The sequence below is a fragment of the Streptomyces sp. bgisy130 genome (genome assembly GCF_057708345.1).
In genome coordinates, this window is record NZ_JBYISA010000039.1 from 41,694 (window position 1) to 63,543 (window position 21,850).

A 21,850-nucleotide genomic window follows, 5' to 3' on the forward strand; every position below is an offset into this window, starting at 1 on the left:
ATCCATCACATGAGGCAACCTCCGGCGGGTGCTTCGCGTCCGGGCAGACGACGGGGGACGCGCCCCCAAAGCGTTGGACCGGCGTACCCCGTATTGGTCACGATGGCGCCATGGCTCCCGTGACACCGCCGCAGGCAACGACCGGCGCCCCCGAGGCCCCGCGCACGCTCGACCGCCGCCAGGGCCCGTCCGGCGAGGTGGTGCTGCGGCAGCGGGGCGGGCCCGCCGCGACGCCCGGGACCGACGGCGCCGGCACTCCCGCGCCGCCGGTGATCTACGAGATCATCGCCAACGGCTGCTTCCTGATGGACACCTCCGACGGCCGGTCCGAGCGGCTGCTGATCGATGCCGCGCTGGACGCGCTGCCGGCCGCCCGCGCCCACCCCTCCATCCTGATCGGCGGCCTCGGCGTCGGCTTCTCCCTGGCCCGCGCCGCCCGGCAGCCGCGCTGGGGCCGGATCGTCGTCGTCGAGCGCGAGGAGGCGGTCATCGACTGGCACCGCACGGGCCCGCTGTCGGCCGTCTCGGCGGCCGCGCTGGCCGATCCGCGCAGCGAGATCCGGCACACCGACCTCGTCGCCCATCTGCGTACGGAAGCAGATCAGGACACCTACGACGCGCTGTGCCTGGACATCGACAACGGCCCCGACTGGACCGTCACCGAGGACAACGACAGCCTCTACTCCCCCGACGGGCTCGCCGCCTGCCGGGACCGTCTGACCCCCGGCGGAGTGCTCGCCGTCTGGTCCGCGCAACCCTCGCCGGCCTTCGAGGACGCACTGCGAAATGCCGGTTTCAGCGGGGTACATACGGAAGAGATCCCCGTTGTCCGAGGCGTCCCCGACGCGGTCCATCTCGCGCGCAAGGGCGCGTAGCCGACAGTCACACCATGCCCGTACGCTGCTGCCCAGCAAGACGCGACCACGCAGGGACATGCAGGGGCGGGCGATGGACCAGACTCAGACAACGCAGGGCGGCGCCGCCGCGGCCACGCCGGGTGCCCAGCGCCGGGTGCTGGTCGTGGAGGACGACCCCACGATCGTCGAGGCCATCGCGGCCCGGCTGCGCGCCGAGGGCTTCCAGGTGCAGACGGCCACCGACGGCCCGGCCGCCGTGGACACCGCCGAGGCCTGGCAGCCCGATCTGCTGGTCCTCGATGTGATGCTGCCGGGCTTCGACGGCCTGGAGGTGTGCCGCCGGGTCCAGGCCCAGCGTCCGGTGCCGGTGATGATGCTCACCGCCCGGGACGACGAGACCGACATGCTGGTGGGCCTCGGCGTCGGCGCCGACGACTACATGACCAAGCCGTTCTCGATGCGGGAGCTGGCCGCCCGGGTGCATGTCCTGCTGCGCCGGGTCGAGCGCGCCGCACTGGCCGCGCACACCCCCCGCAGCGGCATCCTGCGCCTCGGCGAGCTGGAGATCGACCACGCCCAGCGCCGGGTGCGGGTGCGCGGCGCGGACGTCCATCTGACGCCCACCGAGTTCGATCTGCTGGTCTGCCTGGCGAACACCCCGCGCGCGGTGCTCTCCCGTGAGCAGCTGCTGGCCGAGGTGTGGGACTGGGCCGACGCCTCCGGGACCCGTACGGTCGACAGCCACATCAAGGCGCTGCGCCGCAAGATCGGCGCCGAGCGGATCCGCACGGTCCACGGCGTCGGCTACGCCCTGGAGACCCCCGCCGCATGACGCGGTCGCCACGCACTCGCCTGACCGAGCTGTGGCAGCGGGTCTGGGAGGGGCTGCGCCCGCTGGACCCGTACCGCTCCGTCAAGGCCGCTCTCGGGGCGCTGGTCAGCGTCTCGGTGATCATCACCACCCTGCTGGTGTTCGTCGCGATGCACTCGGCGACCGAGCTGCGGGTGATCACGATCTTCTCGATCATCGCCTCGCTGCTGATCACCCAGTTCGTGGCCAACAGCCTGACCGCTCCGCTCGACGAGATGACGGATGTCACCCGGTCGATGGCGCACGGTAACTACAGCCGCCGGGTCCGCTCGGAGCGCCGCGACGAGTTCGGGGACCTGGCGAACGCCTTCAACCGGATGGCGGCCGACCTGGAAGCGGTGGACACCCACCGCAAGGAGCTGGTCGCCAATGTCTCGCACGAGCTGCGCACCCCCATCGCCGCGCTCCGGGCCGTCCTGGAGAACGTCGTCGACGGCGTCTGCGAGCCGGACCCGGAGACGATGCGTACGGCACTGCAGCAGACCGAGCGGCTGGGCCGGCTGGTCGAGCACCTTTTGGACCTGTCCCGGCTGGACAACGGGGTGGTGCCGCTGCACTCCCGCCGCTTCGAGGTCTGGCCGTATCTGTCCGGGGTGCTCAAGGAGGCCAACATGAGCCGGGGCGCCGCCACCCTCGCCGGGGTGGCCGGCTCCGGTACCCACACCCGTACGGACGTCCATCTGCATCTCGATGTCTCGCCGCCGGAGCTGACCGCGCACGCGGACGCCGAGCGGCTGCACCAGGTCGTGGCCAATCTCATCGACAACGCGATCAAGCACAGCCCCCGGCACGGCCGGGTCACGGTGCACGCACGGCGGGGCGAGGGGCCGCAGAGCCTGGTGCTGGAGGTGCAGGACGAGGGCCCCGGCATCCCCGAGGCGGAGCGCTACCGGGTCTTCGAGCGGTTCAACCGCGGCGGCCCGGCCCCCTCGGGCCCCGGCAGCGACGGCGGTACGGGCCTGGGCCTGGCCATCGCGCGCTGGGCGGTGGATCTGCACGGCGGGCGCATCGGTGTCGCGGAATCGTCCCGCGGTTGCCGGATCCGGGTCACTCTTCCGGGGCTGGAGTCAGCTCGAAGCTGACGGCCGCTGACGTAGGGTCGGTGGTGGAAGCACATCCTCCGGGTGTGGTGGCGATCACTCCTCGCCCGCTCAGAGGCAAACTTCGTGTGTTTCCCGCCAAGTCATGCCCTGAAACCCGACCGGGAATGTGACGTACGCGACGAGTGCCCCTCCCGGCCTGCACCAAGGGTCACAACAGGCGTAGCCTTTATTCCCGCTGTCCACCACCTTAGGAAGCGGAAGAGGGCGGTTGCCGCCGTGTCGCTACAGTCCCCCAACAGCTCGAGCATCTCGACCGACCCAGAGGGGCAGGGTAAGAACCCTGCTGCTGCGTTCGGTCCCAATGAGTGGCTCGTCGACGAGATCTACCAGCAGTACCTCCAGGACCCGAACTCGGTAGACCGAGCCTGGTGGGACTTCTTCGCTGACTACAAGCCGGGCGGCGCCACCGCGCCGAGCCAGCCGGCGGAGGGCTCTCCCGGTGCGAGCACCGGCTCCACTGGAGCGGCTGACGCCGCGCAGTCCTCCGCGGCCGCCCCGGCGCAGTCGCCCGCGGCCGAGCCGAAGCCGGCCTCCGCCGCGCCGGCCACCCCGGCGAAGCCCGCCGCGAGCGCTCCGGCACCGGCGAAGGCCGCTCCGGCGAAGGCCGAGCCCGCGAAGGCGGCTCCGGCCAAGCCCGCCGCGAAGCCGGCCGCCGAGGAGGGCGAGGCTCCGGCCGGTCCCGAGTTCGTCACCCTGCGCGGCCCCTCGGCCGCCGTTGCGAAGAACATGAACGCCTCCCTGGAGCTGCCGACGGCCACGTCCGTCCGCGCGGTCCCGGTGAAGCTGCTCTTCGACAACCGCATCGTGATCAACAACCACCTCAAGCGCGCCCGTGGCGGGAAGGTCTCCTTCACCCACCTCATCGGGTACGCGATGGTGCAGGCCCTCAAGGCCATGCCGTCGATGAACTACTCCTTCGCGGAGAAGGACGGCAAGCCGACGCTGGTCAAGCCCGAGCACATCAACCTCGGTCTGGCCATCGACCTGGTGAAGCCGAACGGCGACCGCCAGCTCGTCGTCGCCGCCATCAAGAAGGCCGAGACGCTGACCTTCTTCGAGTTCTGGCAGGCCTACGAGGACATCGTCCGCCGGGCCCGCGACAACAAGCTGACGATGGACGACTTCACCGGGGTCACCGCGTCGCTGACGAACCCGGGCGGCATCGGCACCGTGCACTCCGTGCCCCGCCTGATGCCCGGCCAGTCCATGATCATGGGCGTCGGCTCGATGGACTACCCCGCGGAGTTCCAGGGCACCTCCCAGGACGCCCTGAACAAGCTGGGTGTCGCCAAGGTCATGACGCTGACCAGCACCTATGACCACCGGGTGATCCAGGGCGCCGCCTCCGGCGAATTCCTGCGGATCATGAGCCAGCTGCTGCTCGGCGAGAACGACTTCTTCGACGACATCTTCAAGTCGCTGCGGATCCCCTACGAGCCGGTCCGCTGGCTCAAGGACATCGACGCCTCGCACGACGACGATGTCACCAAGGCCGCGCGGGTCTTCGAGCTGATCCACTCCTACCGGGTCCGCGGCCACGTCATGGCCGACACCGACCCGCTGGAGTACCACCAGCGCAAGCACCCCGACCTCGACATCACCGAGCACGGGCTCACCCTGTGGGACCTGGAGCGCGAGTTCGCGGTCGGCGGCTTCTCCGGCAAGTCCATGATGAAGCTGCGCGACATCCTGGGCGTGCTGCGTGACTCGTACTGCCGCACCACCGGCATCGAGTTCATGCACATCCAGGACCCCAAGCAGCGCAAGTGGATCCAGGACCGGGTCGAGCGCTCGCACAAGTCGCCCGAGCGCGAGGAGCAGCTGCGCATCCTGCGCCGGCTGAACTCCGCCGAGGCGTTCGAGACCTTCCTCCAGACGAAGTACGTCGGCCAGAAGCGCTTCTCGCTGGAGGGCGGCGAGTCCGTCATCCCGCTGCTGGACGCGGTCATCGACTCCGCGGCCGAGTCGCGCCTCGACGAGGTCGTCATCGGCATGGCCCACCGCGGCCGCCTGAACGTCCTGGCGAACATCGTCGGCAAGTCGTACGCGCAGATCTTCCGCGAGTTCGAGGGCAACCTCGACCCGAAGTCGATGCACGGCTCCGGCGACGTGAAGTACCACCTGGGCCAGGAGGGCGTCTTCACCGGTCTGGACGGCGAGCAGATCAAGGTCTCGCTGGCCGCGAACCCCTCCCACCTGGAGGCCGTCGACCCGATCGTCGAGGGCATCGCGCGCGCCAAGCAGGACCTCATCAACAAGGGCGGCACGGACTTCACGGTCCTGCCGATCCAGCTGCACGGTGACGCGGCGTTCGCCGGCCAGGGCGTGGTCGCGGAGACGCTGAACATGTCCCAGCTGCGCGGCTACCGCACCGGCGGCACGGTGCACGTGGTCATCAACAACCAGGTCGGCTTCACCGCCGCCCCGGAGTCGTCGCGTTCGTCCATGTACGCCACCGACGTGGCCCGCATGATCGAGGCGCCGATCTTCCATGTGAACGGCGACGACCCCGAGGCCGTCGTCCGCGTTGCCCGTCTGGCCTTCGAGTTCCGCCAGGCGTTCAACAAGGACGTCGTCATCGACCTGATCTGCTACCGCCGCCGCGGTCACAACGAGTCGGACAACCCGGCCTTCACCCAGCCGCTGATGTACGACCTGATCGACAAGAAGCGCTCGGTGCGCAAGCTCTACACCGAGTCCCTCATCGGTCGCGGCGACATCACGCTGGAAGAGGCCGAGCAGGCGCTCCAGGACTTCCAGGGCCAGCTGGAGAAGGTCTTCACCGAGGTCCGCGACGCCACGACGGCTCCGGCCGCCCCCGAGGTGCCGCAGCCGAAGGCCGAGTTCCCGGTCTACGTCGACACCGCGATCTCCCAGGAGGTCGTCAAGCGGATCGCCGAGTCGCAGGTCAACATCCCCGAGCGGGTCACCGTCCACCCGCGTCTGCTGCCCCAGCTCCAGCGCCGCGCGGCCCAGGTCGAGGACAACACCATCGACTGGGGCATGGGCGAGACCCTGGCCGTCGGCTCGCTGCTGATGGAGGGCACCCCGGTCCGGCTCGCCGGCCAGGACTCCCGCCGTGGCACCTTCGGCCAGCGGCACGCGGTGCTCATCGACCGGGAGACCGGCGACGACTACACGCCGCTGCTCTACCTCTCCGAGGACCAGGCCCGCTTCAACGTCTACGACTCGCTGCTCAGCGAGTACGCGGCGATGGGCTTCGAGTACGGCTACTCCCTGGCCCGCCCGGAGGCGCTGGTCATGTGGGAGGCGCAGTTCGGTGACTTCGTCAACGGCGCCCAGACGGTCGTCGACGAGTTCATCTCCTCGGCGGAGCAGAAGTGGGGCCAGACGTCCGGCGTCACCCTGCTGCTGCCGCACGGCTACGAGGGCCAGGGCCCGGACCACTCCTCGGCCCGTATCGAGCGGTTCCTCCAGCTGTGCGCGCAGAACAACATGACGGTCGCCATGCCGACCCTGCCGTCGAACTACTTCCACCTGCTGCGCTGGCAGGTCCACAACCCGCACCACAAGCCGCTGGTCGTCTTCACCCCGAAGTCGATGCTGCGTCTGAAGGCGGCGGCGTCGCGGACGGATGAGTTCACGACGGGCGGCTTCCGCCCCGTCATCGGCGACTCCACGGTCAAGCCCGAGGATGTCCGCAAGGTCATCTTCTGCTCCGGCAAGGTCTACTACGACCTGGAGGCCGAGCGGGAGAAGCGCGGTGCGCACGACACCGCGATCATCCGTATCGAGCGGCTCTACCCGCTTCCCGGCAAGGAGCTCCAGGCGGAGATCTCCAAGTTCCCGAACGCCGAGAAGTACCTGTGGACCCAGGAAGAACCGGCGAACCAGGGTGCCTGGCCGTTCCTCGGCCTCAACCTGATCGACCACCTCGACCTGGCCGTCGGCGCCGATGTCCCGCACGGTGAGCGACTGCGCCGGATCTCCCGGCCGCACTCCTCGTCGCCGGCCGTCGGCTCCGCCAAGCGCCACCAGGCAGAGCAGGCACAGCTGGTCGCGGAGGCCTTCGACGCCTAGGTGTCCCGGGCCGCCGGAGAACCGGCAGGCAGCAGCGGAAGGGCCCGTCCCCGGTGGGGGCGGGCCCTTCCGCGTGCGTGGCGCGCCCGCGCGGCTCGCTACACGGGCTGCGGTTCGAAGTCCCAGTACGGGCGGCGGCGACGCCGGGCGGAGAGGGTGTGCGGATGCTCGGCGCCCAGGGTCTCGGCGAGCTGACCGATCGCCTCCTGTTCGAACTTGGCCGCCTCCTGGCCCCGGCGGAGCGCCCGCAGGTCCTCGGACAGCGCCGTCTTCGCGGAGAGGGTCAGCGGATGGGTCTCGCCCAGCCTCACCTTGGCCCGCTCCAGGGTGTCGCGGCCCAGCTCCACCGCGCCCTCCTCGTCGTCCACCCGGTTGCGGGCCGCGGCGGCGTTCAGCGCACAGCCCAGCGTCCAGGGGTGGCCGGGGCCCATGGCCTCGGCCATCCCGCTCAGTGCGCGTTCGGCGAGGTCCAGCGCGTCCGCCGGGTCCCCGAACTCGCCGCGGACCAGCCCGACGTTCCCGAGGGTGCCGACGGTGTACGGATGGCGCTCGCCGGCCAGTGCGCGATAGCGCTCGGCGACCTCCTCGGCGAGGTCGCGGGCGTGCCCGAGATCGCCGTGCTCCCGCAGGAAGGTGGCATGGTCCGCGCGCACCATCAGCGTCTCGGGGTGGCGGGGCCCCAGCACCCGGCGGGAGCGCTCGACGAGGTCGGCCAGCAGGCCGGCAGCCCGGGTGACCTCGCCGGAGCGGCGCAGACACAGCGCGAGATTGTGCTCGGCGCGCAGGGTCTGCGGGGTGTGCGCGCCCATCACCTGGAGATGCAGCCGGGCGTTGAGCTCCTGGCTGGAGGTGGCGTCGCGGTAGCGGCCGAGCAGGCGCAGGGTGCGGGCGTAGGCGGTGCCCGCGTTGAGCGTGAGGTGGTGGCGGGCGCGCAGCTCGCGCTCCCGGAAGGACAGCACCTCGCGATGGGTGACCAGCGCTTCCTCGTACCGGCCGAGCAGCGCCAGGACACTGCCGAGGTTGTGCCGCGAGGAGAGGGTACGGGGCGCCTCCGGGCCGAGCAGCTCGGTGTAGGCCCGCCAGACGGCGTCGAAGAGGTCGTAGGCCTGCTCGTAGGAGCCCAGCGCGATCAGCGTGCCGGCCAGCCCGTCCTGGGCCCGCAGCAGATCGGCGTCGGAGGGGTCCCGCTCGGCGGCGAGCTGGTCGACGACGGCGCTGCCGACCGCCTCGGCCTCGCGGTAGCGGCCGAGCCGGCGCAGCATGTTGGCGTGCTGGTGGGTGAGGACGAGCATGGTGCGCTGGGTGGCCGCGAGACGGGTGCGCCAGCGGGACATGAACTGTTCGCACAGCCGCAGGCCCATGCGGTATTCGCCGCGGACCCGCAGATACTCCACGCAGTTCAGCAGCAGCTGCTGGACGGTGGGCTCGGGGCTGTCGAGGACGCCGGCCGGCTCCAGATGCGGGATGAGTTCGGCGTAGCGCTCCCAGTAGCGGGTGTCGGCGGGGTTCTGCGGGTCGGCGGTGACCAGCACCCGGCAGGCGCACGCCGACATCAGATCGCGCTCGTCCTCGGTCATGTCGCTGCGCAGGAACCGGTGGTAGAGCCGGTGCATCAGCGCGGTTTCCACGGCCGGGTCGGCGTCCTGGGAGACCTGGTAGTCCAGGCGTACGGCGGTGGACTCGGTCAGCCGGCGCAGCGCGGTGTTCCAGCTGATCGGCTCGGCGGCCAGGTCGGCGAGGTGCTCGGGCAGGTCACCGCGGCGGGCCCGGGCGAGCATCGGGACGGGGATGGTATCCGGGGCGAAGAACGCGAACAGCTTGAGGAGTTCGACCGCGGCCGGGCTGCGTTCGCGCAGCGTGTTGAGCGTTATGGCCCAGCTGGTCTGGAAGGCCATGGGGTAGTCGGAGGAGATCCGGATGCCGACGAGGCTGGGCTCGCCGCGGCGGATCAGCTCGATGTACTCCTTGGGGGACATCGGGTTGGCGTCGAGCCAGGCGGCGGTCTGGGCGAGCAGCAGCGGCAGGTCCTGGACCGCCTCGGAGAGCAGATCGGCCTCCATCGGCGTCAGCCGTGGGGCGCGCCGGCGCGCATAGGCGACGCTCTCGACGCGGTCGAAGGGCGGCACCTCGATCTCCTGGGCGCTGCCGGAGCCGGACCAGTCGCGGGTGAGGGTGGTGATCAGGACATGGCCGCGGCCGTCCGGCACCAGGTCCTCGATCTGCTCCATGTCGTCGGCGCTGTCGAAGATCAGCAGCCAGCGGCGGTAGGGGCGGCCGACCCGGAGCGCTTCGTGGACGGCGCGGATGCGGTCGCCCAGCTCACGGCCCACGGGCAGGCCGAGCCGGGTGGCGAGTTCGGCGAGCTGCTCGCGGGCGGCGCCGCGGTTGGTGGCGCTGATCCACCACACCACGTCGTAGTCGTTGCCGAAGCGGTGGGCGTATTCGGCGGCGATCTGGCTCTTGCCGACGCCGGAGGTGCCGTAGAGCGCGATCCGGGTCTCCAGGGGCGGGCCGGCGCCCGCGCCGGAGCCGGCCAGCTTGCCGTGCAGCGCTTCGAGGACCTGGTCGCGGCCGGTGAAGCGGTTGTTGCGGCGCGGGATGTTCCACACCTCGGGCGGGTTGTTCGGGAAGCGGGGCGCGCCGGGCGCGTCCTCGTCCACGGCCCGGCCCGGCGCCGCGATGCCGAGCCGTTGCAGTACCCGGCGGTTGGCCTCGTGGGCATCCAGGTCGCGCAGGTCGGCGGGGCGCAGCAGGGATGCCGTGGCGGGCAGGCTCTGGGTGGCCACGCTCACCGCGGCGAACCGGTCGGCGTGCGCGGGGACCACCTCGCGCAGCGCGGCCGTCCACTCCTCCTGCGTCTTGGGGCCCAGCCGGAAGTACCAGTCGTCCAGCACCATCAGCAGCCGGCCCTCGGCCGCCAGCAGCCCCGACAGCTCCTCCGCCAGGGCGGTGTCCACCTGCGGGTCCCAGCGCAGCATGGTCGTGCCGTGGCCCTGCTGCTCCAGCTGATGGGAGATCCAGGCGGCCCAGGGGCGGGTGAAGCCCGCGTAGCTGATGGTGATGTGTTCGTTGGAGCCGGTGGGACCGGAAAAGTGGGCCTGATCGACCATGCGACCGTCTCCCTGGGATGCGATGGTGCGCGCGCGGAGAGGCTGTCTCATCAGGCACGCCCTGGCTTTTTGGCACGATAGCCCAAGTGTCCCTCCATATGACGACAGTGCGTCAGGTCATCTCGGCCGCAGGTCAGTTGAGGGCGACCGTGGCGTCCAGGCGGGCCGCGAGGTGCCGGATCAGGCGCTCCAGATCGGCGCAGTAGACGGACGGGTTGGTGAAGCCGCCGGCGTCCGCGCGGTAGCGGTGGGCGTAGTTGCCCCCGCCGCACACCTCCACCAGGGCGCAGCCGCGGCACTGTGGGCAGAGGCCGTCCCGGCCGCTGCGGCGGGCGGCCATCCCGGGGTGTGCCAGGGCGTCGTCGAAGGTGTGGTGGAAGACGTCGAGGCCGGTGGCGGCGGCGCCCTCGTAGGTGGATTTGAGCGAGTCGACCTGTTCGATGGCGCCGTCGGTGTCGACGACCAGGGCGACGACCGGGGAGAGCCCGACCGCCTCGCTGGAGCTGGGGCGGCCCAGGAGGAGGCCGAGGATTTCGGTGAAGACCCGTACGCGGGGGCCGGGGCCGCCGTCCCACCACAGGTCGAAGACGGTGCACAGCCAGTCGCCGTACGGGGTGCGGCCGGCCGGGCCGAGGGGGGCGGGCTGGGAGCCCCTCCCAGCGGTAGCTGGGGGAGGGCTGGACCAGTTGGCGTGCGGGAGGAGGAAGTCGACCATCGGGGGGTCCAGGGCGCGCAGTGAGTCGTAGACCTCGGCGGGGTCGGCGGTGATGTCGATGGTGCACAGGATGCCGGCGAAGACCTCGGGCCGGTCGTGGAGCAGGCGTACGGCGCGGGAGGCCGCGGGCCAGGAGGGCCGCCCGGCGTGGTCGATACGGCGGCGGTTGAGGCCGGGGGTGCCGCCGTCGAGGCTGAGGCCGAGCCGGAACCCGGCCGCGGCGAGGGTGTCGATCATGTCCCGGGTGAGCAGCGTCCCGTTGGTCTGCACCCCGAATTCGGCGGTGCAGCCGGCGGGCAGCGCGGCGCGGACCGCGGCGGCCTGGGCCAGCAGCGGTCCGGGGCCGGTGAGCAGCGGCTCGCCGCCGTGCAGATCGATCCGGACCTCGCGCAGCCGGTGGGTGCGGGCGTGTTCGGCGATCCGCAGGGCGGTCTGGCGCATGGTGGCGGCCGGGACGGTCGGCGGGCGGGCGCGCCAGCTGCGGTCCGGCCCGGCGTAGATGTAGCAGTAGGTGCAGGCGAGGTTGCAGCGGCTGTGGACCTTGAGCACGAACTGCCGGAAGGGCACGACAGCGGTCGGGCCGGTCTTCTCCCCCGCCACGGGTCGCCCCCTGCTCTCGTCTGCCTGCGTCGAGGTACGGGCCCGTCCATTCCGGCCCGTTGCCTGGTACATGGCTCCACCCCCGGGCGAGGAACCAATTTTCCCCGGCAACTGGCCGGTTTCCTTGCACGTTTGCCCAAAAACAACCGTTCTCGACCCTCAGTGCAAGACCTTCTCCGGACCGTCCTCGTAATAGGCGACGGCGTCCTCCGCCGACGGCCAGTTGCGCAGCAGCAGCGCCGCCACCTCGCCCAGCACCGCATGGCCGGTCCGTGCCGCCAGAACGCCCACGTCGACCCCGGCAAAGTCCGGCAGCCGCTCGGCCGACGGCCCCGGCGGGGCGGCCACAGCCGGTTCGGTGCGGGGGGTAGTCGCCACGCTGCTCTCCTCTGGCCGGCTGGACGGGTGTGTTCCCGAACTGCCGTCCACAGAAACACGTTCCGGTGCGGACGGCCAGGCAGCCGGACGGGGTGCCAGTACCTGTCAGGCGGTGGATTCCAGGGCGCGCATACGGGCGCGGGTGCGCTGGGCCTCGGGGCCGGTGTCCTCGCCGGCCCGCTGCCACTGCTCCCAGCTCTCGCGGTAGGCGTGCAGCGCGGGCCGGGGTCCCGCGGTGACCTCCAGGACCTCGCCGCGGCGGTGGTGGGCGCGGGCGGCCGGCAGGGCGCTGTCGGCGCGCCGGGCGGCCGCGGCGGCCCGGCGGTAGCAGGCGGCGGCCCGGTCATGGCGCTCACGGGAGTCGAAGCGGCGGTCCAGCAGCAGCTGCACATCGCCCACTTCGAGCCAGGCCTCGGCCGCCACCGCGTCCGGTACGTCCGCGCCGCGGGCGGCCAGCTCCAGGATCCAGTCGGCCTCGTGCAGATCGGCGAGCGAGGGCTGGCGTTCGTAGCGCAGCCGCAGGGCGCGGCCGAACAGCAGCCGGTGGTTGCCCAGGTCGGGGTCCTGCGGCGCGACCCGGCCCAGCGCCTCGCGCAGGACGTGCACCGCCTCGTTGGCCAGCCGCTTGCCCGGTTCCCCGGCCGGCTCCAGCCGGGCGCGCAGCAGCAGTGCCGCGCCGCGCTCGGCGAGCAGCGCGCTGTGCTCGGGCGAATCGGGGGTGGTCAGCCGGAGGGCGGCGGCCAGCGCGGCGATGGCGGCGTCCAGCGCGGTCAGCTCGCCGGTGCGGGTGTGCACCGCGCGCTGGGCGGCGGCCGTACGGCGCAGGCTGTCCGCTTCCAGGGCCCGGTCGTCCAGTTCATGGGCCAGCGCACGGGCGTGTTCGAGGGTGGGCAGCACGGACGGCAGGCCCGCGCCGCCGTTGAGCTGGCGGGCCGCCGCGAGATCGAGCAGGGTCTCGCAGACCAGCCGGTCGGCCGCGCCGCCGCGGCGGCGCAGCAGGACCGCGGCGGTGTCGAGGTCGTCGGCGGCGCGGACGGCGAGCGCCTCGGCGGGGCGCGGCCCTTCGGTGTCGCCGCGGGCGGCCCGCCGGGCCTGGTCGAGCAGCACGCCGCCGCGGGCGGCATAGACCTCGCCGGGCACCTGCTCTCCGCTGGGCCACTGGTCGAGGAGCGTGGTCAGGGAGCGTTCCGCCTCGTCGAGGGGGTCGGGGTCGGTCGCTCCGTCGGTGCTCGGCACGGGCGGCAGGGCGGCCAGGCGGCGCAGGACCTCGGTGCGTAACACCATGCTCTCCAGGACGCGGGGGTCCAGCAGGCTCATCAGCCCGCAGGCGGCGTGCAGATGACGGGCGGCGTCGGCGAGCGCGGTGCGCTCCTCGGCGGGGGTGCCGGCCGTGCGGCGCTCCCGGGCGCGGGCGTGGCCGACCCGGCCGAGCACGATCAGCGCCCGGGTACGTTCGGCCTCCCGGCCGGCCGTGGCGCCCTCCTGGTCGTCGGCGGCCGGCTCGCCCGCGGTGGCGCGTTCGGCGGCGCGGGCCGCGTGCTCCGCCTCCTCCAGGGCGTCCGGCTGGCGCCAGGTCGCCCAGGCGTGCAGCAGCGCGCGGGCCAGGTCGGTGCCGGCCACCGGGAGGCGTTCGGTGGCGGCGCGCAGCAGCCGGACCGCCTCGATCAGATCCCGGCCGGCGCGGTCCTGTTCGTAGCGCTCCAGGAGGGCCGCGCCTTCCGCGGCGGGTCCGTCGGTCGCGTACGGCCGCCGGGCGGGCGGGCGCAGCGCGGGTTCGAAGCGGCGCAGCACGCGTTCCGAGACCCGGGCGAAGGGTTCGGGGACGGCCCGCCGGCCGGTCTCGGGCTCCCGGCCGCTGCCGGAAAGCATGGCGACCGCGACGGCCGGGAAGTTGCGGGCGCTGCGGCCGAAGGTGCGCTCGACGTAGAGCGAGCAGTGCTTGAGCACCAGGGCCGCCTCCCCCGCACTGAGCCGGGCGAGGAGTTCATCGCGTACACCGGGCACGAAGTCGTACCAGGGGCCGCTCACCCCGGCCTGCTCCCCCGACGGCCGCTCGTCCGGCGGGAGTTGGGTGACCAGTCCGCTGAGCAGCACCTCGGCCAGCTCGGCCGGGCCGGTCTGCGGCAGCATCGCGCGCTGGACGAGCTGGATGACGGGCAGCGCGAGCGGCACGGCCGACAGATGCACGGCGAGCAGCCGGGCGGCCGGGGATGCCTGCTGGTCGAACTCGCGGACCATACGGGCCGGCCCGGCGGCCCCGGAGGCGGGCGGCGGTCCGGCCGGGTGTTCGGTGCCGTGGTCGGCCCGGACGACGGAGGCCGCGCCGCGCAGCGAGAGCCCGGCGTCGGCGGCGGCCAGCCGGGCCCAGGAGCCGAGGGCGGACGGGGTGGCGGACAGCACCGGGATGGCGCGCTCGCGGGGCACTTCGGCGGCGCCCGGAGGCCCGGCGGGACGGCGGCGGCGCCGGGCCGGGCGGAAGCCGAGGGCCTGGTAGGGGCCCTGGCGGCGGACGAGGGTGCCGGCGACGGCGGGGAGCAGGGTGCGCGCCCACATCCGCTGCGGCAGCGGCTGGACGACGGCGAGCGGGGCGTCGGCCGCCCAGCGGTAGAGCAGCCGCTGCATCCGGCCGTCCCGCCAGAGGGGGCCCGCGCAGTCGCTGACGACGAGGGTGAGGTGATGGCCCGTCGGGTCGTGCAGCTGGTCGGCGGGGCGCAGCGGGCGGCCGGGGCCGGGGGCCGCCGCGACCCCCACGTCCGGGCCGTGCGGATGGAGGTAGTGCACCGTGACATCGCGGAAGGCGCCCACCCGCTCGCAGACCTGGCGCAGGTCGTGCAGCATCTGCTCCCAGACGGCCATCGAGGACGAGCCGTCCATCAGGAGCCGCAGGCCGGCCGCCCGGCGGTGCACCCCGCGCAGCACCGGGATGATCATTTCGGCGTGGGCGGAGAGCTCGGCGGTGGCGGGCTCGTCCAGCCTCCGGGGGAACGGGGCGACCGGCGGGCGGTAGCGCTGAATGGGCCGCAGCGCGCGCTGGAGCGGCAGCAGGCCGGGGAACGCGGAGGCGATCGGGACCGCGACCTCGCCGAGGCGCTGCCGGTCCGGGTCGGGGAAGCGCGCGGGCGGCTCCCCCGGGTCACGCGTGGGCAGCAGCTCAGCGACCCGGCGTCGGGCGCCCTCTTGGAGCGCGGACGCAGCGGGGTCCCCGTCCGCCGGCCCCGCCCCGTTGGCCAGTGCCGTCCCACCCGTCCCCGCGGACTCGGCGGATGCGGAGGGCCCCACCCGGAAAGTGGCTGAATCCGTACGGTCCGGAGGGTCCCCGTGGGCGGGCCCGGCATCCGCGGCGCCCTCGGACCGCGCGGGGCCCGGGGTGATCCACTGGGCGAGCCAGAGGGCATCGGCCATCCCGCGGGCGTCGGCCGGCAGCCCCGCCGCGGTCAGCCGGGCGACGAGTTCGTCGAGGGGGCCCGGGCCGGGCTCCCCGGGGGGCACCGGACTCACCTCGTCCGGTCAAGAGGCCGCATCAGCTCCGCCGTCAGACGCCGCCGCGTCTCCTCCTCGTCCTCGTCCGTCCAGCCCGCTCTCTGGGTCAGGTGGATGGCGTTGAAGAGCTGGTCGACGGCGCGGACATCGCCGGGCTCGCGGTCCAGGAAGCGGTCGATCACCGCTTCGTAGCGCTCCGCCGCCCCCTCGCCGAAATGCGCCCGCACCATGGCGGCGAGCCGCTCCTTGTCGGGCACCGGGATGTGGAGGTGGATACAGCGGCGCAACAGCGGCGCGGGGAAGTCCCGTTCGCCGTTGCTGGTGAGGACGATGAAGGGGAAGGCACGGCAGCGCACCCGGCCGTCGCGCACCGTCACCCGCGTGCCGTCGTCGCTGAGCACCTCCACCTCGGGGGCGGATCCGGCCAGCCGCTCCAGCTCCGGAATCCGGAACTCCCCTTCCTCCAGCACATTGAGGAGGTCATTGGGCAGATCGATATCGCTCTTGTCGAGCTCGTCGACGAGCAGCACCCGGGGCCGGGCGGCCGGCAACAGGGCCGTGCCCAGCGGGCCGAGGCGGATATAGCGGCCGATACCGCCGCCGGGTTCGTCGCTGGGGTCCGGGCGGGCCGCCGGTGCGCCCTCCGCGGCGGCCGGGGCGGCACGGGCGATCTGGAGATCCTGGAGGCGGCCGATGGCGTCGTAGTCGTACAGACCGTCACGGAGCGTGCTGCGGCTGACGACCGGCCAGCCGAGCACCCGGCCGAGCCCGAGCTCGTAGGCCACCGAATGGGCCAGGGTGCTCTTGCCGCTGCCCGGTGCGCCGGTCACCAGCAGCGGCCGGCGCAGATACAGGGCGGCGTTGACCAGCTCGCGCTCGGTCTCGCCGGGGCGGTGGTGGCTGGCCTCCCGGTGCTGCACACCGAGCCTGCGCTCGGAGGAGGGGTCGAGGGCGGCCGGCGGCGCCACGAGGGGGCCGCCGTCGAAATCGCGCCAGGGGGGTGGCGGCGGAAGATGCTCAATTCCGTCGTGCGGTGCCCCCGCGCCACGGTAGATGAGCCAGTCGCTCACGTCGGAACTCCTCGTCGCCGGCCAGGCCTCGGTCAGGAGCGATGGTCATGGCGGACCGCCGGAGATCTCGGCATCCGCTCGGCCTCCCCCCGCGTCCGCCACCCACAGTCACGCAGTCGCGTCCTCACGAACAAGTCTTCCACGACGCTATGACAGTACCCACCCGGACGGAAGCGCACGGGGCGGTTTCCGGTCTCCCGCGCGGGCATCGCGGGCGCTCAAGTGCCAGGTACGGGGCGTGACTTGCCGCAGGAGGGGCGGACGCCGCCCGGCCGGGCACCGGGCGCGTGCGAGGTGTACGGGGCGTACGCGGCGCCCGGAGCACCAGGGGGCGGCGCCCCGAACCGCTCAGTGCGGCGACATCTGGGGGCGGTCCGTGAAGAGCGGCGGAATCGGGTCCTCCGGGTCGTCGTAGAGGAGCACCAGATCGCGCGCCCAGTGCGTGCCCTCCTCCGCGGCCTCCGCGGCCTTGGCCCGCAACTGCCGGACCAGCTCGGGCAGCCGGGCCACCCCGCCCGACCCCTGGAGCAGTTCCCGCACCCCGCGGTGGAACTCCTCGCACCCGGCGTCGCAGTCCCGTTCCTCGCCGTGCCCGTGGGCCGGCCACAGCCCGGCCGGGAAGCCGGTGTCCAGGGCGACGCCGACCGCGTCCCGGCCGAACCCGTCGGCGACGGTGTGGCAGAGCGCCGGCAGCACGCCCTCACCGGCCGTCTCCAGCAGCCGCCAGATCGCCTCGGCGGAACCGGACCGGGCATCGGCGCCCGGCCGCGGCGGGATCCGCAGGGCCTGGAGCTCACGGGCGGCGGCCAGGCCCTGCCAGCGGCGCAGCCAGGCCGGGTCGACCTGTTCGCGCCGCCCCTGGTCCCGCAGGATCACCGCGCGCCCGGGGCCCACCGGCCGCAGCCGGGCGGTGCGCCGGGTCGAGGCCGCCACCTCCCACTGGCCGGCCGCGGTGTCCCAGTGGCCTTCGGGGACGGCGACCTCCAGGCGTACCCGGGCATTCGGCCCGGCGTCCCCGTCGGCCCGCAGCAGCCGCCCGCCGAGCCGCCGCAGCACCTGCTCCCGCGCCTGCTCGAACGGCACCCCGCCGGCCGACTCCTGGACGTCCACCCGCAGCCACTGCCCCTGGCCGTAGCCCTCGCTGACCGACCAGTTGAACAGCTCCTCCCCGCCCTCGTCGTAGAAGAGCGGCTCGAACTCGACGAGCACGGAGCGCGGCCGGCGGCGCACCGGCCCTATCCTGCGGCGGTCCTGCGGCTGGAGCACCACCGCTTTGGCCTGCACGAACTCCGCGAGCCTGGCGGCCTGGGCGCGGACCGCGGCGGCCTCGTCGCCCGGGGCGTCGCGCACCTCGTCGGCGGTCAGCTGGGCCACGATCCGCAGATAGTGCACAAAGGCGCGCAGCTCCGTGTACGGGTCGCTGCCCTGGTAGAGGGCGCCGTGCCCGTCCCGCCAGGTACGCAGCAGCCAGGCTCCGGGCCGCTCGCCGCGCTCCAGCACCTCGCCGACCGCGGCCTCCACGACCAGCGGATCGCGCGGTGCGGGCAGCCGGGCGAGCAGGTCCAGCGCCTGGAGCCGCTCCTGGACGCCCCACAGCCGGCCGCGGCCCGCCATGATCGTGTGCTGGGCGTCGAACCAGGTGGGCCCGACGGCCCGGCCGAGGTCCTGACCGGCCCAGTGCCAGCGGTCGTGCAGGCTCATCAGCGCGTGGTACGGGTCGGGCCCCAGGCCCTCGGCGCCCGCGACCAGGTGTTCCGGCCCCAGCCCGCGCAGCGCCGTGACCGGCACCGCCAGCCCGACGTGGTCCTGTTGGTGGCGGCCCTTGACGATGCCGACCACCTCGCCGCGGTCGCAGTCGAGCAGCGGTCCGCCGGAGGCCCCCGGGGTGACCCGGACATCGCTGCCGAACTGGAGGCCCCGGGCGTCGCGGGCGCCGAAGCGGACCGCGATGAAGGGGTCGACGGGGGGTGCGGGGGCGCGCGGACCGGCGGGCGCCCCGTGCGAGGTGCGCCCCCGGGTGCCGCGCCCGTCGCCCGGCTCGGGCCCGGGGCGCCCGTCCTGGGGGTCACCGACGCCACCGGCGTCACCTACGGCGCGTTCCCCCCGGCGGCCCGTGCCCGTACCCGCGTCGCCGTCCCCCTCGGCCACTACGCCCGACGCGTCGTGCCCGCGGAAGATGTACGCGTCCTCCAGGAGCGTCGCCGGCTGATCGCTGAGCCAGGCGCAGGGGTGCTCGGTCTCCGGGTCGAGCAGCTGGACCAGGGCGAGGTCGGCGCGGGCGGCGGCGGGCCCGGCGGCCGGGTCGGGCCGGCTCAGGTCGTAGGCGAGCCGGGCGGGCACCACCCGGCCGTCGAAGGTGACGCCGAAGACCCCGTCCGGGCCCAGGTCGCGACGCCGCCCATCGCTCGCCGCGAGCACATGAGCGCAGGTCAGCACCCATCCCGGGGCGATCAGCACCCCGCTGCCCCACGGCCGGGCCGCGGGCCCGCCCGGTGCGGCGCGCAGGGCGACGGTGGTGCGTCCGGCGTGGTCGAGAAGCTGGGTGTAGCGGGCGCGGTCACCCTGGCCGGCGGCCCGGCCCTCGGAGGTCGACATCAGCGGCTCGAATCGTCCGGCTCCCGGCGGTCGGCGGTATGCACCCCGTGTGGCGCGTCCCCGGACGGCGCCCGGTCCTCGCGCCGCCAGGTGAGGGTGACGGAGAGGTTGGTCTTCGCCTCGCCGTCCGCGAGCAGGGCGACGGCCTTGCCCGGCTTGGCCGACAGCTCCACGCCGAAGGTCACACTGGTCTCGTGCGGCGCGACCCGTTCGGTGGCCTGCCGGACGCTGGCGGCGACCCCGCCGATCACCTCGCGGAGTCCCTCGACCCGGGCCCCGAGCGCGTCCCAGGCGCCGACGTCCTCGAATTCCCCGTCCGCGTCGTCCGTCCCGTCGGGTGCCGGGGTGTCCAGCCGGGAGACCCGGGCCCAGACTTCCGTACCGTCGGGAAGTTCGATGCGCTGTGCGCGATCTTGCATCACGGCCTCCTGCGCCCCGTGGGCGGCAATTTCCCAATTGCCGCAGGACCGTTGACAGGTGATCAGGCTAGCCGTCGGGCGTCTGTGGCGCGAGAGGTCCGTGAGCCTGCCTATCCTGGCCGGGAATGACCCATGACCCCTGGTGGAGAGCGCGTGTATTTCACTGACCGTGGCATCGAGGAGCTGGAGAACCGGCGCGGCGAGGAGGAGGTCACCCTGGCGTGGGTGGCCGACCAGCTGCGTACGTTCGTCGACCTCAATCCGGACTTCGAGGTACCGGTGGAGCGGCTGGCCACCTGGCTGGCCCGTCTGGACGACGAGGACGAGGACGAATAGGCCACCGGGGAGCGGGCCGGGTCGCGACCACGGCGCCCGGGCCGGCGGGCGGTCACCCCGCGATCCGGGCGCTTGACTTCGCCGATCCGCGATATATCGTGTTCTCAAGAGACACGATATGTTGCGTTGTCCGGCTATCCAGGGGAGGCCCGGAATGTCAGCCCGGAGCGAGTGGTCGCAGCGACCGACAGAGGTGGCCGAGCCACGCACGCTGGAGATCCCCGACCCCCTCGACGCCCTGAACGTGCGCGTGGTCGGCGGCATCGTCAACGTCGTCGGCACCTCGGACGGCAGCCCGGCCCGCGTGGAGATCAGCGAGCTGCACGGCCCGCCGCTGACCGTCTCGTGCGAGCACGGCACCCTCTCGGTCGCCTACGACGACCTCCCCTGGAAGGGCTTCCTGAAGTTCCTGGAACGCAAGGGATGGAACCGCAGGGCGGTCATCTCGGTGACGGTGCCGGCCGGCACCCGCGTCGAGGTCGGGGTGGTCGGGGCCGGTGCGGTGATCTCCGGCATCTCGGGGCGTACGGACGTCCGCGGGGTCTCGGGGGACGCCACGCTCGTCGGGCTGACCGGCAGGGTGCAGGCCGACACCGTCTCCGGCAATGTCGAGGTGCAGTCGGTCACCGGCGATCTGCGGTTCCACTCCGTCTCGGGCGATCTGACGGTCATCGACGGGGCGGGCGGGGCGGTGCGCGCGGACTCCGTCAGCGGCGACATGGTCCTGGACCTGGACCCCGCCCAGGGCGCGGACATCGCGCTGACCACGGTCTCCGGGGAGGTCGCCATCCGGCTGCCCGACCCGGCCGACGCCACGGTGGAGGCCAACACCGCGAGCGGCACGGTCTCCAACGCCTTCGACGATCTGCGGGTCACCGGCATGTGGGGCGCCAAGAAGATCACCGGCGCGCTCGGCGCGGGCACCGGCACCCTCAAGGTCACCACCGTCTCCGGCGGTCTGGCCCTGCTGCGCCGCCCCGCGTTCGAGGACGAGGACCGGCCGGGCGGCCCCGGCGGCGGCCCGGCCCCCGGCCCGCAGGGGGACTCCCCCACCGACCCGCCCGCCGAGAAGAAGGTGCTCTGAGCATGCCCCCCGTCTTCGCCCACGGCCGCCTCCGCCTCTACCTCCTCAAGCTGCTGGACGAGGCCCCGCGGCACGGCTACGAGATCATCCGCCTCCTGGAGGAACGCTTCCAGGGCCTCTACGCCCCCTCCGCCGGCACGGTCTACCCCCGGCTGGCCAAGATGGCGGCCGAGGGCCTGGTGACCCACACGACCGAGGGCGGCCGCAAGGTCTACTCGCTCACCGACGCCGGACGGGCCGAACTCGCCGACCGCGGCGGCGAGTTGGCCGACCTCGAACTGGAGATCCGGGAGTCGGTCGCCGCGCTCGCCTCCGACATCCGGGAGGACGTGAGCGGTTCGGCGCGGGATCTGCGCCGCGAGATCCGGGAGGCCGCCCAGCAGGCCCGCCGGGACGCCCGGGGCGCCGGAAAGGCCGGGCGGAGCGGCGAACGGACCGCGGACGCCGGGGACGGCGCCGGCGGGCAGCCGTTCCCGGACGCCGCCGACTACTTCGACGGCGCGCTCGGCGACAAGGAGTCCTGGCAGCAGGCGAAGGAGGAGTTCCGGCGCGCCAAGGAGGAGTGGAAGGAGCAGGCCCGGCGGGCCAAGGAGGAGAGCCGGCGCGCCAAGCAGGACGCCCAGCGGGCCCGTAAGCAGGCCAGGGACGCCCAGGTGTTCGCGCGCGAGGAGGTCCAACGGGTCCTCAAGCGCGTCCAGGAGCAGACCCAGGGCGCGATGCGGTCGGGCGACTGGTCGGGCGCGGTGCGCGAGGCGCTGTCCGAGATGTCCCGCGAGGTCGGCCGCTTCACCGGCGGTCCGTCCGACGCCCGGCAGAGCGACGGCGAGCCGGGCACGGCCGGACGGGCCGGGCGGGACAACGGGACGAAGGTGACGGTCGAGCGCGTCGATCAGACCGGGGAAGAGCCCGGCCAGGACGCGGCGGCCGAGGCCCCGCCGGCCCCGGAGTGGGCGCGGGAACCGGCCGGTGACGACCCCGCCCGGGACTTCGACCGGCTGCTGGACCGCTTCCGCGACGATCTGCGGGACGCGGCGCGCGATCACGGGGTGACGGCCGCACAGCTCCGGGAGTCCCGCCGCCGGCTGTCGACGGCCGCCGCCCATATCGGCGCGCTGCTGCGCCACCCGGAGCGGTACGCGTCCGGCACCGACCCGGACGACTGAGCTGCCGGGCCCGCCGGGGCGGGCCGAC

At 73.5% G+C, this 21,850-nt stretch carries 14 protein-coding genes; 7 read left to right on the plus strand and 7 right to left on the minus strand.

Annotated elements, in window-relative coordinates:
• Positions 1–110 precede the first annotated feature (110 nt).
• The 4 genes from AC3EUV_RS32330 (at position 111) to AC3EUV_RS32345 (ending at position 6,872) form a co-directional block, all read left to right on the plus strand.
• A complete protein-coding gene (locus AC3EUV_RS32330) occupies positions 111–875 on the plus strand; it encodes a spermidine synthase family protein (RefSeq protein ID WP_435604472.1) in 765 nt (254 codons plus the stop codon).
• Between the two features lie 73 nt (positions 876–948).
• Positions 949–1,689, plus strand: a complete 741-nt coding sequence (locus tag AC3EUV_RS32335) for a response regulator transcription factor (RefSeq protein WP_042148648.1) — start codon at positions 949–951, stop codon at positions 1,687–1,689.
• The gene (locus AC3EUV_RS32340; RefSeq protein ID WP_386687869.1) at positions 1,686–2,810 is read left to right on the plus strand and encodes a sensor histidine kinase; all 1,125 of its coding nucleotides are present in this window, start codon (positions 1,686–1,688) and stop codon (positions 2,808–2,810) included. Before AC3EUV_RS32335 ends, AC3EUV_RS32340 begins: the two co-directional genes overlap by 4 nt.
• Positions 2,811–3,047: 237 nt before the next feature.
• The gene (locus tag AC3EUV_RS32345) at positions 3,048–6,872 is read left to right on the plus strand and encodes a multifunctional oxoglutarate decarboxylase/oxoglutarate dehydrogenase thiamine pyrophosphate-binding subunit/dihydrolipoyllysine-residue succinyltransferase subunit (protein WP_435604473.1); all 3,825 of its coding nucleotides are present in this window, start codon (positions 3,048–3,050) and stop codon (positions 6,870–6,872) included.
• A 98-nt stretch (positions 6,873–6,970) separates the two neighbouring features.
• Here AC3EUV_RS32345 and fxsT read toward each other — a convergent pair whose 3' ends face one another.
• From fxsT to AC3EUV_RS32380, 7 genes are all read right to left on the minus strand, one after another.
• The gene (fxsT, locus tag AC3EUV_RS32350; protein ID WP_435604474.1) at positions 6,971–9,982 is read right to left on the minus strand and encodes an FxSxx-COOH system tetratricopeptide repeat protein; all 3,012 of its coding nucleotides are present in this window, start codon (positions 9,980–9,982) and stop codon (positions 6,971–6,973) included.
• Between the two features lie 133 nt (positions 9,983–10,115).
• Positions 10,116–11,297, minus strand: a complete 1,182-nt coding sequence (locus AC3EUV_RS32355) for an FxsB family cyclophane-forming radical SAM/SPASM peptide maturase (RefSeq protein WP_432146229.1) — start codon at positions 11,295–11,297, stop codon at positions 10,116–10,118.
• A gap of 159 nt (positions 11,298–11,456) precedes the next feature.
• Complete coding sequence (locus AC3EUV_RS32360; RefSeq protein ID WP_085922885.1) at positions 11,457–11,675, minus strand: YxD-tail cyclophane-containing RiPP peptide; 219 nt, start codon at positions 11,673–11,675, stop codon at positions 11,457–11,459.
• Between the two features lie 105 nt (positions 11,676–11,780).
• On the minus strand, positions 11,781–15,164 hold the full coding sequence (locus AC3EUV_RS32365; RefSeq protein WP_435604475.1) for an SAV_2336 N-terminal domain-related protein: 3,384 nt from the start codon (positions 15,162–15,164) through the stop codon (positions 11,781–11,783).
• A gap of 5 nt (positions 15,165–15,169) precedes the next feature.
• Entirely contained in the window at positions 15,170–16,225 is a 1,056-nt protein-coding gene (locus AC3EUV_RS32370) for an AAA family ATPase (RefSeq protein WP_432146227.1), read from the minus strand.
• A 348-nt stretch (positions 16,226–16,573) separates the two neighbouring features.
• Positions 16,574–18,820 (minus strand): VMAP-C domain-containing protein, encoded by a 2,247-nt coding sequence (locus tag AC3EUV_RS32375; protein WP_432146226.1) that lies wholly within the window; start codon positions 18,818–18,820, stop codon positions 16,574–16,576.
• The gene (locus AC3EUV_RS32380) at positions 18,820–19,239 is read right to left on the minus strand and encodes a CU044_2847 family protein (protein WP_432146225.1); all 420 of its coding nucleotides are present in this window, start codon (positions 19,237–19,239) and stop codon (positions 18,820–18,822) included. Before AC3EUV_RS32380 ends, AC3EUV_RS32375 begins: the two co-directional genes overlap by 1 nt.
• Before the next feature lie 153 nt (positions 19,240–19,392).
• Here AC3EUV_RS32380 and AC3EUV_RS32385 point away from each other — a divergent pair, with 153 nt between their 5' ends.
• The 3 genes from AC3EUV_RS32385 to AC3EUV_RS32395 all read left to right on the plus strand — a co-directional run bounded on the left by AC3EUV_RS32385 (position 19,393) and on the right by AC3EUV_RS32395 (position 21,822).
• Positions 19,393–19,575 carry a DUF6104 family protein gene (locus tag AC3EUV_RS32385; protein WP_018087464.1) on the plus strand — a complete coding sequence of 61 codons (183 nt, stop codon included), beginning with the start codon at positions 19,393–19,395 and terminating at the stop codon, positions 19,573–19,575.
• Positions 19,576–19,729: 154 nt separating this feature from the next.
• Entirely contained in the window at positions 19,730–20,659 is a 930-nt protein-coding gene (locus tag AC3EUV_RS32390) for a DUF4097 family beta strand repeat-containing protein (protein ID WP_432146224.1), read from the plus strand.
• Between the two features lie 2 nt (positions 20,660–20,661).
• Positions 20,662–21,822, plus strand: a complete 1,161-nt coding sequence (locus AC3EUV_RS32395) for a PadR family transcriptional regulator (protein WP_432146223.1) — start codon at positions 20,662–20,664, stop codon at positions 21,820–21,822.
• The last annotated feature ends 28 nt before the right edge of the window (positions 21,823–21,850 follow it).